The sequence below is a fragment of the Pseudomonas sp. PGPR N4 genome (assembly GCF_059693665.1).
Window position 1 is genome coordinate 1825806 of record NZ_JCAUKV010000001.1, and the last position, 13301, is coordinate 1839106.

Consider the following 13301-nt stretch of genomic DNA (forward strand, 5'->3'; position numbering starts at 1 on the left):
TTCACGGAGGCCAAGTCGTTTAGCCTCCGGCCTCACTACATTCTTAGTTGCGGCTCAGCTGGGAAGACAGTACGAGGCGTGCCGCTGCAAGCACTTACAAGCCCGCCGTCGACCTCACGAAGCTGTGCCCACCGCCGCTGTTTGATTGTACAAACAACGGGGAACATGTTTCTCAAAGCTGACCTGGCTCACGCGCGTGACGACCATTTTGACAAGGACGACTGCATGCCCAACGTACAACGGCTACTCCTGCCCGATACCAATCAAAGCCCTGTGCACGTCCTGGCAGGTGTCAAAGTCGCAGACCGTCTCTGCGAGACCTCCGGCACTCGCGAAGTCATTTTCCTGGTGCCCGCCAAAGCATCACTCACCTCTGGCGCTCTCCATGAGGCGCTAGGGGCGACGATGCACAGTAAGCTGGTCAAAGGAGTACCCGTGACATTGCCTAGCGGCGCCCAGATGCGCTGCGAAACGATGAAGACCTTGAAATGGGTATCCAAACCTTCCGTGCTGATCGCCATCTTTGCCAGCCAGGACATGATGGACAAAATCGATTCGCTGCAAAACCTGGTGGCTGTCGTGGCTGTCCCATGGATGCCTGATGCAATTGAAAATTGGAATAGAACCTGGTCACCCCAAGTGCTGGGCAAGCCCGCAAAATCTGGGAAGTCTGCCGCCCCCGCGATCAAGCTCATTGCCGATCCGATCGTTGAGCAAGCAATGAAGTCATTAACCTCAGCCATCAACCGGGGCACCGCCGTCTTGAACGCCTCCGATGATGACCACGCCAAACGCACCCTTAGAATCCTGCGCTCGCGCAACCATCAAGAACCGGCAGAAAACATCAAGCTGTGGGCGATCAAGAATGGCTGGCTGCCGAAAGCAGCAGAGCGGCTGGAGACCTTGGCTGAAAAGACGTTCGCTTTGCGTTCAAAACCGAAGCTCGATAATCCGGCTCACGCCGAGCAGCTCTATCTGCGCTGGACTGAGGCAGCGAAGCCGCAACATCCTATCGACTGACAGCTAGCTTCCGCCCCCTCCTAACCGGGCCAGCATCGGGCATTCACTTGGTCACGCCGCCCTATGTGATGCTGCCCCGACGCACATCCAGCTAGGCCTTCCTCGCTTGGCGCTGTCGTTGTCGAAACCGCTTGATGAAGTCGGCGTCCACCAGTTCATCGGGAGCCAAATCCAGGCCACAATTGACGAGCGAGGCCATACAGCTGTCAGAGAGCGCGAAGTCATTGGGGATGAAACCACACTCCTCAACTCTATTGCCGTCAATCCGTGCCATGAACGCCCTCACGAAGTCTGAGCGCCCTGATTTCCGGCTCGCTGTAGCAGCTGCAGTAGCTGGGTCATTGGCGGATACTTCTGCCCTCTCAGAGTCGGAACCGATCGTCTGGATTACGTCACTCAATGTCGGCCAGTACTTCAGGTCGTACTGGTATTGAAGGCGCTCCACATCTTCCTTCACGTAGCTCTCATACAGGCCATTGTGCTCCGACGCTTCGTGCACAATATCCATGATGTGGTAGTGCGTATTCGAACGGAAGCCTGTGTAGTTATGAATGGTATTGCGCCGATCTAGCAGCGCCGCCAACTGGTCAGCGAGCTCGCTGATTCGGCGATTGACTCCGACCAACTCCTCGCGAGCTTGCCGTGCCGCGTGATTCTTCTGGGGGTTCCAACCATCAGCAGCATGGAGGAAGACATCCCAAAAAATGTATAGAGCCCTGGGTGAGTGCGCTAGGGAGCCATGAACCTCCTGGTATACCTCCGCAAGCTCGATTCGGCGTTTGAGCATGCCGTCGATGATGTTGGACATGTTCGGCCAGATTCGCTTGGCCTGAAGATCCTCCATCATCGTGCGCAGTAGAATTTCGCATTTTTGTACCGCTTCGGTGGATGCGTGGGACACTCAGTGATACCTGTCTGATTTTATGTGTCCTTAGGCTAGCTTTCGGCGCCTGCAGAGTCGGTACCTATTCAAAACTTTTCCAGCGCGCCATAGGTACCCGTGCGTGTAATCAGGCCTTGGCCACTAGGCGCTACCATCGAGGTGCACTCGCCCCTACAATCCCACAATTAAACCAAGACAGACAAGGTGAGGGGTTATGGCACGCAGGTGGTTGAAACAGGAACGCCGTACGAAAGAAGAGCTTTTCGATGCCCTGGTGCGGAACGCCCTTGGCTTCGTGAATACCTCCATCGATCATCTCCAGCACAAACCCAAGAATGCCATTGTCGACCTGTACACGGCGATCGAGCTGTTCCTGAAAGCCCGACTAATGAAAGAGCACTGGACATTGATGCTGTCCAAGCCCGAGACCGGCGACCTTCAAAACCTTGCCGTAGGTGATTTCCTTTCTGTCTACCTGGATGACGCGCTGAAGCGAATCGAATCGATTCTAGGAGACAAAATCCACAAGGATGCCTCTGAAAATTTCAAGGCACTGGGTGAGCATCGCAATCAGATTGTCCATTTCGCTCACTCAGGCATGGATAATCCGAGCAAGACACAGGCCGGTGTGATCGCGGAGGCGTGGGCGTCTTGGCACTACCTGCATGCGCTGTTGAGCGGGCCATGGGAAGCTATCTTCCAGCCCTATGCAGCCGAACTACATGTACTCAACCAACGCATGATGCGTCAGGGTGAGTTCATCAAAGCCCGATTTGAAATCCTTAAGCCCGAGATCGAAATCCAAGTCAAGAAAGGCAAAAACATCGTTCCTTGCGGTCATTGCCACATGCCTGCCGCAATTGAGGGTGAGGCACACGCGTGGGGCACTGACTATGCCTGTATGGTCTGTGGGGTTGATGACACCGCGTTGGTGGAATGCAACGCAGAACTTCCCTGCCCTGAATGCGGCACTCCATTTAAGTTTTTTCAGCAGGGCAACAGCGTTTGCCGGGGCTGCGGTCATGAAATAACCACCGATGTCCTGATCGACCTCTGCTCCAAACACTTTACCGAGGGAGACGCTTGGTGCGAGGAAGGCCAGGTACACATCGCATCCTGCCACAGCTGTAAGCACGCTGAGCCATCAGTATTTTTCATCGACGGTATGTGGAGTTGCGTATCGTGCTTCGACCGTGGCTGGGGAGCAGTCGCATGCAGTAGATGCGAAGAATTTGTCACAGGCGACATGGAAACAATCAAGTACTTTGCCTGCCACAAATGTGAACCCCAGGTAAGGGCGCAGGCCTTGCGTATGGCCCAGCCTCCGGAGAGCACTACTACTAATAGCGGCGGTGTGCCCGCGCTATGAGCCAAGAACGACAAAGGTGGTGAAGCCACAGGTCAGCTACAGCTTCTATATGTAAGGAGGCTGGGACTCTCGCGAGGTGGGGTCTGAGTTGCGTGTACAAATGCTCAATGGGTGCCAGGGAAGACAGGAGAGCGCATGGTGCTGACTGCATACCGATTAGCATTTAAGCCGTCAGTGCCAGAGTCAGGATCAGCCAAAATTCCGACAAACGGTAGAATCTCGCATTATTGGCCAAAAATCCTCGACTTTGAGGCGCTGCCACGCACTGTTTTTAGAAATGTAAACCGTGAAAGGCCCGTATTTACTGGGTTTAGCCAAAATTGACGCCGTCCATGTTGCCGTTTTATAGAGAAAGAACAAAGGGCACGTTTACATTCCTACCCTAAAAAGCCCCTGATCGGAGGGGGTTTACATTTTTCAATCGGCAGATGCTACAATTAAATCATACCGCAAGCACTGAAACAGATCAGACCCTTGTATACAGGGGTTTTAGGCGATCAGGTGTGAAGCAGGAGGGAGTGAGGAGTCAAAGTTTGCTTGGTTTACCCTCCTCCCTAAGAATAGATAACGTCGCGGTGAAGCGATCGCACAACACCACCGCACCGCGCGCCAGCGCCGGGCGGATGACCTTGGCCAGGTGCTGGGCACGCGCCGCAAACATCAACAGCAATTCAGTATCCGCTGCCATGCTTTCGTCGCTTGGTGCCAGTAGCAACTCACGAATCTGTTCAGCAACCGGCGTGCCGCCCGGCTCGCGGGTCAGCACTACGTCCAGGCCCTGCTCGCGCAAGCGCTGCGCCAGATATTCGCGGTTAGTGCTTTTGCCCGCGCCTTCGGGGCCTTCCAGGGTAATAAACAAGCCGCTCACGCGCAGTCCTTAGGGTTTGTCATCGGGTGTCGGCGCCGCTGCGGGGGCAGCGTCGGTCGCCGGTGCGGTTGGCGGGGTCGACGCAGGTGCGTCCGCCGGTGCATCCGCAGCAGGTGTCGGCTGGTCTCCCGCTGCCGGTTCTGGCTGCTCAATCGCACCCGGCTGAGCCTGCGGCGCGGGGCTGGAGCGGTAGTCGCTGCGGCGCTTGAGTTGATACTCGCGCACTGCCGAGTTGTGGTTGTCGAGGTCGTCGGAAAACACGTGACTGCCGTCGCCCCGCGCAACGAAGTACAGACTGGTGCCGTTGGCCGGGTTCAGCGCGGCATGAATCGCCTCGCGGCCGACGATAGCGATCGGTGTCGGCGGCAGGCCACTGATGGTATAGGTATTGTAGGGCGTGGGCTCACGCAGGTCGGCACGGGTGATCTTGCCGTTATAGCGCTCGCCCATGCCATAGATCACGGTCGGGTCGGTCTGCAGCATCATGCCCAGCCGCAGACGCCGCACGAACACCCCAGCAATCTGCGCGCGCTCTTGCGGGATACCGGTTTCCTTCTCGACCAGCGAAGCCATGATCAGCGCCTGGTACGGGTCGCGGTAAGGCAGTTCGGTGGCCCGCTCGGCCCATTCCTTGGCCAGCACTTGCTCAAGACGCATGTACGCCTGCTGCAGGAACTCGACATCGCTCATGCCACGTACGAAGCGGTAGGTATCCGGAAAGAAGCGTCCCTCAGGGAACACGCCACTATGGCCGAGTTTGTCCATCACCTCGGCATCGGACAGGCCGTCCAAGGTCTGGGTGATTTTCTCGTGCTTGGCCACTGCCGCACGCACCTGGCGGAAGGTCCAGCCTTCGACCAGAGTCAGGTTGTACTGCACAACATCGCCACGGCGCCAGGCATCGAACAGCTGGTTGACGGTCATGCCAGGTGTCAGCCGGTATTCACCGGTATGCAGTGGCGTGCCGGCCATGTTGAAGCGCCAGTAAAGGCGCAGCCAGACGGCATCGTCGAGCAAGCCGTCAGTCTGCATGCGGTAGAACATGCGATTGGGTGTGGTGCCGTTGGGAACCTCGAGCATCCGCTCCTGCTCGACGTGCAGAGGCTGCTCAAGGGCCGAATGGACTTTCCAGGCCGACCAGCCCAACGCCAGACCGGCTAGGATCAGGCCCATTTCCAGCAGCAGGAGAAATTTGCGTCTCACGAATCAGGTATCCAGTAACGTCCGGGCAACGGCCTGCAGTTTACGGGTGAGCGGCCCCGCCGGCCAGTTCAGCTTGAGCGCAGAGCACTCCAGTACCGGCCAGATTCCATACACGCTGTTGCAGAGAAAGACTTCCTCGGCCTGTTCCAGGTCAGCCAGGGCCAGATCACTGACCTGCACGCTGATACCCAGTGCCGGCGCTTGCGTCAGCAAGGCGCCGCGCATTACCCCGGCTACACCGCAGCGACTCAGCTCAGGCGTTTGCAGCACCCCACCACGAACCATGAACAGATTGCTGTAAACGCCCTCGATGACCCGCCCGTGGCTGTCACAGACCAGCCCTTCGGCGTGCTCGGCGTCCTGCCATTCGGCGCGGGCCAGCACTTGCTCAAGGCGATTGAGGTGTTTGAGGCCGGCCAGCAGGGGTTGTTCCGCGAGGCGCGTCTGGCAGGCGAACAAACGCACGCCTTGCTCGGCATTGACTGCGGGATACTGTGGCAGCGGGCTACCCTGAAGGATGCGCCGAGCCGCGGCGCCAACGCCTGGAGCGTAGCCGCGCTGGCTGTCGCCACGGGTAACGATCAGCTTGGCGACGCCGTCGCCGAGCTGGCTGGCAAAGCGCAGCAGCTCGTCGCGCACCAACGGCAGGTCGATGCTGATAGCCAGACGCTGGCAGCCCAGTGCCAGGCGCTGCAAGTGCAGCTCCAGCAGGCTGGGCTTGCCGGCACGCACGGCGATGGTTTCGAACAGACCATCGCCGTAGGCCAGCCCGCGGTTGTGCAGGTTGACTGCAGTCGCGGGTTGGCCGTCGATCCAGCTATGCATCAGTCGGCGAACCGGCGGAACACCAGCGAGCCGTTGGTACCACCAAAGCCGAACGAGTTGGACAGCACCACGTCGATCGGCATGCTGCGGGCGTGATGGGCAACGAAGTCGAGATCGCAGCCCTCGTCCGGCTCGTCCAGGTTGATGGTCGGCGGCGCCATCTGGCTGTTGATTGCCAGCACGCTGAAGATCGCTTCCACGGCACCGGCAGCACCGAGCAGGTGACCCGTCATCGACTTGGTCGAGCTGACTGCCACCTTGTACGCATGCTCACCGAACACACGCTTGATCGCGGCCACTTCGGCGATATCGCCGGCCGGGGTCGAGGTGCCATGAGCATTGATGTAGCTGACTTCTTCCGGGGCGATGCCGGCATCGCGCAGGGCGTTGGTCATGCAGCGCGCCGCACCCCCACCGGAATCCGGTGGCGAGGTCATGTGATAGGCATCACCGCTCATACCAAAGCCAACCAGCTCGGCATAGATGGTGGCGCCGCGCGCCTTGGCGTGCTCGAGCTCTTCGAGCACCAGTGCACCGGCACCGTCGGAGAGCACGAAACCATCACGGCCCTTGTCCCACGGCCGACTGGCCCGGGTTGGCTCGTCATTGCGCGTCGACAGCGCACGCGAAGCACCGAAACCGCCCATGCCCAGGCCACACGCGGCCATTTCAGCGCCGCCGGCGATCATCACATCGGCTTCACCGTAGGCAATGTTGCGCGCGGCCATGCCGATGCAATGGGTGCCGGTGGTACAGGCAGTGGCGATGGCATAGTTCGGACCCTGCAGACCCAAATGGATCGACAGGAAGCCGGAGATCATGTTGATGATCGAACCAGGCACAAAGAACGGCGAGATGCGACGCGGGCCTTGCTCGTGCAAGGTCCGGCTGGTCTCTTCGATATTGGTCAGGCCGCCGATGCCGGAGCCCATGGCCACGCCGATCCGCTCACGGTTGCTGTCGTTGATTTCCAGCCCGGCGTTACGGAACGCCTGGAAACCTGCGGCCAGGCCGTATTGAATGAACAGGTCGAGCTTGCGGGCCTCTTTGACCGACAGGTACTGCTCGACTTCAAAGCCCTTCACCGAGCCGCCAAAACGGGTGGAGTAGGCCGTCAGATCGGAGTGTTCGATCGGACCGATGCCACTGCGGCCAGCCAGAATGCCCTGCCAGGTGCTCGGTACATCGGTACCCAGCGGCGACAGCATGCCCATACCAGTGACCACGACGCGTCTACGCGACACAGTACTCTCCTCATTGTCCAGTAACAGAGTCTCTTGCCGTTGCATTCTGCAGCAAAAGGCAATGGCAAAAGGCTCTTGGTGCCTGCTTCACACATCTCGCAAAGAAAAAACCGCACGCCAGTTACGGCAGTGCGGTTTTCCCCGACAAGAAGCGTCGACTACAGACGTCTTAAGCCTGGTGGCTGGTGACGTAGTCGATAGCAGCTTGAACGGTAGTGATTTTTTCGGCTTCTTCGTCAGGGATTTCGGTCTCGAATTCCTCTTCCAGAGCCATCACCAGCTCAACGGTGTCAAGCGAATCGGCACCCAGGTCTTCTACGAAAGAAGCACTGTTAGTTACTTCTTCTTCCTTGACGCCCAGTTGCTCGGCGACGATTTTCTTGACGCGCTCTTCGATGGTGCTCATACCTAATTTTCACTCCTAATAGACATATGTCAGGCAGCTGGCCGGTGACCGAGTTTATAGCAAGACGCCTGCTTTTCAAGCGTAACGCGCCCCGCCATCAACTGGCTATGTGGTCACTCGACCCTCTGCCCGGAATCTGGTTGCAGCTTTATAACGGATTTTAAGCTCGGAGTATGACTCTTTTTTGAAGCAATCCGTCACATTGAGTTGCGATATTACATGTACATCCCGCCGTTCACAGGCACTGTAGCACCTGTGACATAGGCTGCGCCGTCGGACGCCAGGAAAGCAACTACCTTGGCGATTTCGTCGGCTTGACCCAGACGGCCCAGCGGAATCTGGGTCTGCAACGCTTCACGTTGAGCCTCTGGCAGCTCACGGGTCATATCGGTGTCGATAAAACCTGGAGTTACCGAGTTGACAGTGATGTTGCGCGACCCGACTTCACGTGCCAGAGCGCGGCTGAAACCTTCCAGACCGGCTTTGGCGGCGGCATAGTTTACCTGACCGGCGTTGCCCATGGCACCCACAACCGAGCCAATGCTGATAATGCGGCCCCAACGCGCCTTGGTCATGCCGCGCAGCACGCCCTTGGACAGGCGGTAGAGGCTGTTAAGGTTGGTGTCGATCACGTCGAACCACTCGTCGTCTTTCATCCGCAGCATCAGGTTATCGCGGGTGATGCCGGCGTTGTTGATCAGGATCGCGGTAGTGCCGAACTGTTCCTGGATCGCGGCCAGAACGCTGTTGACCGACGCTTCATCAGTCACGTTCAGCTCCATGCCGGTGCCGGTGATGCCATGCTCCTTGAGCGTGGCAGCAATGCGCTCGGCGCCCGAGGCCGAGGTCGCGGTACCGATGACGGTAGCGCCCTGACGGCCCAGCTCGAGGGCGATGGCCTGGCCGATACCACGGCTGGCGCCGGTGACCAGTGCAACTTTACCTTGCAGGCTCATGCAAGCTTCTCCAGTTTCAGGCCAGCGCCGCACGGGTGGCGGCGATGGCATCAGGGGTATTGAGGTTGTAGGTGGTCACGCCTTCAGCGCAACGCTTGTTCAGACCGGCCAGGACCTTGCCCGGGCCGCACTCGACCAGATTGACCGCGCCATTGGCCGCCAGGGTCTGCACGCATTCAACCCAGCGCACGGGCTGGTACAACTGGGCCAGCAGGTCTTGCTTGAGCACGCCCAGGTCAGCTGGGATGGCTGCAGAAACGTTCTGCACCACTGGGATCTGCGGCGCCTGCCATTCGATGGCGTTGACCGACTCGGCAAAGCGCTCGGCAGCAGGCTGCATCAGGGCGCAGTGCGACGGCACGCTGACCGCCAGCGGCAAGGCGCGTTTGGCGCCCTTAGCCTTGCACAGCTCCATGGCGCGATCTACCGCTGCCTTGTTGCCAGCAATGACCACCTGCCCTGGCGAGTTGAAGTTGACCGCGCTGACCACCTGGTCTTCTGCTGCTTCAGCGCAGATGGCGACCACGACCTCGTCGTCCAGACCGAGAATCGCGGCCATGCCGCCATGGCCTGCCGGGACTGCTTCCTGCATCAGCTGGCCACGGCGCTCGACCAGGCGCACCGCGTCTTTCAGGCTGAGGCTACCGGCCGCTACCAACGCGCTGTACTCGCCAAGGCTATGCCCGGCGACGAACGCAGGCTTTGCGCCGCCCTGCGCCAGCCACAGGCGCCACAACGCAATGGAGGCGGTGAGGATGGCCGGCTGAGTCTTGTCGGTTTGATTGAGTTGCTCTTCCGGACCTTGCTGAACCAGTGCCCACAGGTCGTAGCCCAGAGCGTCGGAAGCTTCCTTGAAGGTTTCGACGATCACCGGCTCTACTGCGCCGATTTCGGCGAGCATGCCCAGCGATTGGGAACCTTGACCCGGAAAGACAAATGCGAGGGATGCAGACATTGAACAAGCCCTTATGATCTTGTCGTCGGAGAGGATGCGCCCAGCCCACGGCTGTACGCAGAATCTGAAAACTTGGATGAATACGAAAACCCAGCGGTCACATTTAACCACCTCATGGCGATTATGCCTAAGGCAGCAGGTCTTCGAGGCGGCTCTGCAGGCGCCCGGGCAGGTTTTCCTCGATCTCGATCAGCGCACGCTGGATAGCGCTCTGCAGGCCTTCGACCCCTGCCGAACCGTGACTCTTGATGACGATGCCCTGTAGACCGAGAAAACTCGCGCCGTTGTGCCGTGCAGGCGCCAGGTCAGCCTGCAGGCGTTTGAGCAGCGGCATGGCCAGCACACCGACCGCGCGCGCCAGCACCCCCCTCTTGAACAGCGCCTCAATTCTGGCACTGATCATGGTTGCCAGACCCTCGCTGGACTTGAGCAGGATATTGCCGACAAAGCCGTCACACACCACTACATCGGCTTCACCGCGATACAGGCCATCACCCTCGACAAAGCCGACGTAGTTGATACCGCGGGCATTCTGCAGCAGCGTTGCCGCCAGCTTGACCTGCTGATTGCCCTTGATGTCTTCGGTGCCGATGTTGAGCAGCGCAACACGTGGGCGCGGAATGCCCAAGGCCTGCGCCGCCACCGAGCCCATCAACGCGAATTGGTAGAGATGCTCGGCACTGCAGTCAACGTTAGCGCCCAGATCGAGCAACTGGCAAAAGCCTGACTGAGTCGGGATCGCCGCGACCATGGCCGGCCGATCAATGCCTGGCACGGTCTTGAGGACAAAGCGCGACAGCGCCATCAGTGCACCGGTATTGCCGGCACTGACGCAGGCCTGGGCCTTGCCGTCCCGCACCAGTTCAAGGGCGATGCGCATCGACGAATCAGGCTTGCTGCGCAACGCTTGCGAGGGCCGCTCGTCCATCTCCACCACTTCACTGGCCGCGACAATTTGCAGGCGCGCGCGATCGGCAGCTTCTAGGCCGCTGACGAGTGATTCAAGAAGGGAGGGTTGACCGACGAGGGTCAGGTGCAGCGAGGGCGTAGCCGAGAGGCAAGCGATACTTGCCTGAACAATGTTGCGGGGACCGAAGTCCCCGCCCATTGCGTCGATCGCGATGATCTGAGCGGACAAGATTTACTCGTCAGCGCCCTTGTCGATCACTTTGCGGCCACGGTAAACGCCTTCTGGCGAAACGTGGTGACGCAGGTGAATTTCACCGGTGGTTTTTTCTACCGACAGCGCGTTTTCCGACAGGGCATCGTGCGAACGACGCATGTCACGGGCAGAGCGGGATTTTTTGTTCTGCTGAACAGCCATAATTGATTAACTCCTAAACGTTTGGGTCACGCTTTAACTGCGCCAGGACACTGAACGGGTTGGACCGCGTTACCTCGTCCTCGCTCGATTCGGGCTCATCGAGGCCCGCCGGCTGCTGGCATTCTTCCGGATGATGAGCAGGCACGATGGGCAAGGCGAGCAAAAGCTCTTCCTCGATCAGCGCCTGCAGATCCAAAGGATCTTCGCCCAGTTCCAGCACGTCATAGCCTTTCGGCAACGACTGGGTATTCGCACCCTCCTTCACCACCGCGTACGAACACTCGCTGTGGATCGGTAGGGTGACCAGCTCAAGACAACGCTGGCAAACCATTTTGACTTCGACGTCGAGCTCACTGTGGATAACCACGGCATGCTGTTCATCTCGTTCAAAATCGAACTTCGCCTGCACCGTACCGACATTGTCGGAAAGCGGGTCGCAGAGTCTTTCCAAATCAGCGAGTTGCAACGAACCTTGAAGGGTTACGCCACGATCGGCTAATTTGCGCGGGTCAACGTGAGGTGGAATCGGGTCATTCAACATAGGCGCAGCATTCTAGGGATGGCCCCCGCCCCTGTCAAAGGAAATTCGGCGGCAAGTGGATGATAGAATCGGTTGATCTGCCAAGGAGTCTACCATGCTGCCCCTTTTGCTGGCTTCCAGCTCTGCCTACCGCCGCGAATTGCTCGCCCGCCTGCGCCTGCCCTTTACCTCGGCAAGCCCCGACCTAGACGAACAGCGCCTGCCTGACGAACCCGCCATCGCACTGGTCAAGCGCCTGGCGCAGCAAAAGGCCGAGGCATTGGCCGCAGCCCACCCCGGCCATCTGATCATCGGCTCTGACCAGGTCGCGGTGCTGGGCGAACAGATCCTCGGCAAGCCACATACGTTCGAGCGCGCCCGCGAGCAACTGCTTGCCGCCAGCGGCCAACAGGTCACCTTTCTGACCGGCCTGGCGCTGCTCAACAGCAGCAGCGGCCACTGCCAGGTCGACTGCGTGCCGTTCACGGTGGTCATGCGCGAGCTGAGCCAGGCCAGTATCGAGCGCTATCTGCGCGCAGAGCAGCCTTACGACTGCGCCGGCAGTTTCAAAGCCGAGGGACTGGGGGTAAGCCTGTTCAAGAGCACCCATGGCAGCGACGCGACCAGCCTGATCGGACTGCCGCTTATTCGCCTGGTGGATATGCTGCTGGAAGAAGGCGTACAGGTGCCCTGAAGGGAAACTGCTGGCCTGCACGCACAGGCCAGCAGCGCTTAGCGCAGGGTCGGCCCCTGGAAGCCCATCCACATTGCCAGGTGCTCAGCTACGCTGGCGCCGATGCGTTTGGAGAAACGGTCGAACGGCGACTCCTGCACAGTGAAATCGACCAGATTCTTCTCGCCAACGATGTCTCTGGCGACATAGCTGGCACTGCCCAGACCATCTACCAGGCCTAGCGCCTTGGCCTGCTCACCGGACCAGATCAGGCCACTGAACAGCTCAGGGTGCTCTTTATCCTTGAGCCGATCACCACGCCCCTGTTTGACCATGGCAATGAACTGCTGGTGAGTGGTGTTGAGCACGCCCTGCCAGAACTCGGTTTCTTCAGGTTTTTGCGGCGAGAACGGATCGAGGAATGCCTTGTGCTCACCGGCCGTATAGGTGCGCCGCTCGATGCCCAGCTTGTCCATGGCACCGACAAAGCCATAGCCCGCAGCGGTAACGCCGATCGAGCCGACCAGGCTGGCCTTGTCGGCATAGATCTCATCGGCAGCACTGGCGATGTAATAGGCACCCGAGGCACCGAGGTCGGTGATCACTGCGTAGAGCTTGATCTGCGGGTACTCGGCGCGCAGGCGGCGAATCTCGTCATAGACGTAACCGGACTGCACCGGGCTGCCGCCTGGGCTGTTGATACGCATCACCACTGCCTTGGTATTGGCATCCTTGAATGCCTCGCGCAGGCTCTTGATCAGGTTGTCGGCACTGGCCGCCTCCTGATCAGCAATAACCCCACGCACCTCGACCAGTGCGGTATGGCTGCCACTGCGCGAAGCAGCGCCGTCCATACTCATCAGCGGCGAGAACAGGAACAGGATGCCGAACAGGTAAAGGAACGTCAGCAGCTTGAAGAAAATCCCCCAGCGTCGCGCTCGACGCTGCTCCTGCACACCAGCAAGGAGGGTTTTCTCCAGCAGCTTCCAGCTCTTGCGATCCTCACTCTCGACCACTTCGGTCTCGGGCGCTTTCCACTCGTCAGCCATGCTCAC

General features: G+C 59.3%; 14 protein-coding genes and 1 pseudogene. 3 read left to right on the plus strand and 12 right to left on the minus strand.

Annotated features, from left to right (window positions below):
• The first annotated feature begins 225 nt into the window (after positions 1–225).
• Positions 226–1020 carry a DUF1889 family protein gene (locus AC58X1_RS08205; protein ID WP_497428654.1) on the plus strand — a complete coding sequence of 265 codons (795 nt, stop codon included), beginning with the start codon at positions 226–228 and terminating at the stop codon, positions 1018–1020.
• A 91-nt stretch (positions 1021–1111) separates the two neighbouring features.
• Here AC58X1_RS08205 and AC58X1_RS08210 read toward each other — a convergent pair whose 3' ends face one another.
• Positions 1112–1921, minus strand: a complete 810-nt coding sequence (locus tag AC58X1_RS08210) for a hypothetical protein (protein ID WP_497428655.1) — start codon at positions 1919–1921, stop codon at positions 1112–1114.
• Positions 1922–2117: 196 nt separating this feature from the next.
• Here AC58X1_RS08210 and AC58X1_RS08215 point away from each other — a divergent pair, with 196 nt between their 5' ends.
• Positions 2118–3272 carry a molecular chaperone DnaJ gene (locus AC58X1_RS08215; protein WP_497428656.1) on the plus strand — a complete coding sequence of 385 codons (1155 nt, stop codon included), beginning with the start codon at positions 2118–2120 and terminating at the stop codon, positions 3270–3272.
• A 574-nt stretch (positions 3273–3846) separates the two neighbouring features.
• Here the strand turns inward: AC58X1_RS08215 and tmk are convergent.
• From tmk to AC58X1_RS08265, 10 genes and pseudogenes are all read right to left on the minus strand, one after another.
• Positions 3847–4140 (minus strand): annotated as a pseudogene (tmk, locus tag AC58X1_RS08220) (dTMP kinase); the annotation flags it as partial.
• Between the two features lie 9 nt (positions 4141–4149).
• Positions 4150–5343, minus strand: coding sequence for an endolytic transglycosylase MltG (gene mltG, locus AC58X1_RS08225; protein ID WP_497428657.1), 1194 nt, complete (start codon positions 5341–5343; stop codon positions 4150–4152).
• Between the two features lie 3 nt (positions 5344–5346).
• Positions 5347–6168 carry an aminodeoxychorismate lyase gene (gene pabC, locus AC58X1_RS08230; RefSeq protein WP_150572942.1) on the minus strand — a complete coding sequence of 274 codons (822 nt, stop codon included), beginning with the start codon at positions 6166–6168 and terminating at the stop codon, positions 5347–5349.
• Positions 6168–7412, minus strand: a complete 1245-nt coding sequence (fabF, locus tag AC58X1_RS08235) for a beta-ketoacyl-ACP synthase II (RefSeq protein ID WP_497428658.1) — start codon at positions 7410–7412, stop codon at positions 6168–6170. Before fabF ends, pabC begins: the two co-directional genes overlap by 1 nt.
• 169 nt (positions 7413–7581) lie before the next feature.
• The gene (gene acpP / locus AC58X1_RS08240) at positions 7582–7818 is read right to left on the minus strand and encodes an acyl carrier protein (RefSeq protein WP_004371293.1); all 237 of its coding nucleotides are present in this window, start codon (positions 7816–7818) and stop codon (positions 7582–7584) included.
• Positions 7819–8033: 215 nt separating this feature from the next.
• A complete protein-coding gene (fabG, locus tag AC58X1_RS08245; RefSeq protein WP_101321482.1) occupies positions 8034–8774 on the minus strand; it encodes a 3-oxoacyl-ACP reductase FabG in 741 nt (246 codons plus the stop codon).
• A 16-nt stretch (positions 8775–8790) separates the two neighbouring features.
• Positions 8791–9729, minus strand: a complete 939-nt coding sequence (fabD, locus tag AC58X1_RS08250; RefSeq protein WP_101321485.1) for an ACP S-malonyltransferase — start codon at positions 9727–9729, stop codon at positions 8791–8793.
• A 127-nt stretch (positions 9730–9856) separates the two neighbouring features.
• A complete protein-coding gene (gene plsX, locus AC58X1_RS08255; RefSeq protein ID WP_497428659.1) occupies positions 9857–10867 on the minus strand; it encodes a phosphate acyltransferase PlsX in 1011 nt (336 codons plus the stop codon).
• A gap of 3 nt (positions 10868–10870) precedes the next feature.
• Complete coding sequence (rpmF, locus tag AC58X1_RS08260; protein WP_016485486.1) at positions 10871–11053, minus strand: 50S ribosomal protein L32; 183 nt, start codon at positions 11051–11053, stop codon at positions 10871–10873.
• Between the two features lie 13 nt (positions 11054–11066).
• A complete protein-coding gene (locus AC58X1_RS08265) occupies positions 11067–11594 on the minus strand; it encodes a YceD family protein (RefSeq protein WP_101321489.1) in 528 nt (175 codons plus the stop codon).
• 94 nt (positions 11595–11688) lie between these two features.
• Here AC58X1_RS08265 and AC58X1_RS08270 point away from each other — a divergent pair, with 94 nt between their 5' ends.
• Positions 11689–12267, plus strand: coding sequence for a Maf family protein (locus AC58X1_RS08270; RefSeq protein ID WP_497428660.1), 579 nt, complete (start codon positions 11689–11691; stop codon positions 12265–12267).
• A 38-nt stretch (positions 12268–12305) separates the two neighbouring features.
• Here AC58X1_RS08270 and sppA read toward each other — a convergent pair whose 3' ends face one another.
• Positions 12306–13295, minus strand: coding sequence for a signal peptide peptidase SppA (gene sppA, locus AC58X1_RS08275; RefSeq protein ID WP_103438127.1), 990 nt, complete (start codon positions 13293–13295; stop codon positions 12306–12308).
• Positions 13296–13301: the final 6 nt, after the last annotated feature.

What these genes read in the sequence shown, in the direction of transcription:
- sppA (WP_103438127.1), bottom strand. Translation starts at nt 13,295, where the DNA reads ATGGCTGACGAGTGGAAAGCGCCCGAGACCGAAGTGGTCGAGAGTGAG.
- rpmF (WP_016485486.1), bottom strand. Translation starts at nt 11,053, where the DNA reads ATGGCTGTTCAGCAGAACAAAAAATCCCGCTCTGCCCGTGACATGCGT.
- AC58X1_RS08205 (WP_497428654.1), top strand. Translation starts at nt 226, where the DNA reads ATGCCCAACGTACAACGGCTACTCCTGCCCGATACCAATCAAAGCCCT.
- AC58X1_RS08215 (WP_497428656.1), top strand. Translation starts at nt 2,118, where the DNA reads ATGGCACGCAGGTGGTTGAAACAGGAACGCCGTACGAAAGAAGAGCTT.
- fabG (WP_101321482.1), bottom strand. Translation starts at nt 8,774, where the DNA reads ATGAGCCTGCAAGGTAAAGTTGCACTGGTCACCGGCGCCAGCCGTGGT.
- pabC (WP_150572942.1), bottom strand. Translation starts at nt 6,168, where the DNA reads ATGCATAGCTGGATCGACGGCCAACCCGCGACTGCAGTCAACCTGCAC.
- AC58X1_RS08265 (WP_101321489.1), bottom strand. Translation starts at nt 11,594, where the DNA reads ATGTTGAATGACCCGATTCCACCTCACGTTGACCCGCGCAAATTAGCC.
- fabD (WP_101321485.1), bottom strand. Translation starts at nt 9,729, where the DNA reads ATGTCTGCATCCCTCGCATTTGTCTTTCCGGGTCAAGGTTCCCAATCG.
- AC58X1_RS08270 (WP_497428660.1), top strand. Translation starts at nt 11,689, where the DNA reads ATGCTGCCCCTTTTGCTGGCTTCCAGCTCTGCCTACCGCCGCGAATTG.
- acpP (WP_004371293.1), bottom strand. Translation starts at nt 7,818, where the DNA reads ATGAGCACCATCGAAGAGCGCGTCAAGAAAATCGTCGCCGAGCAACTG.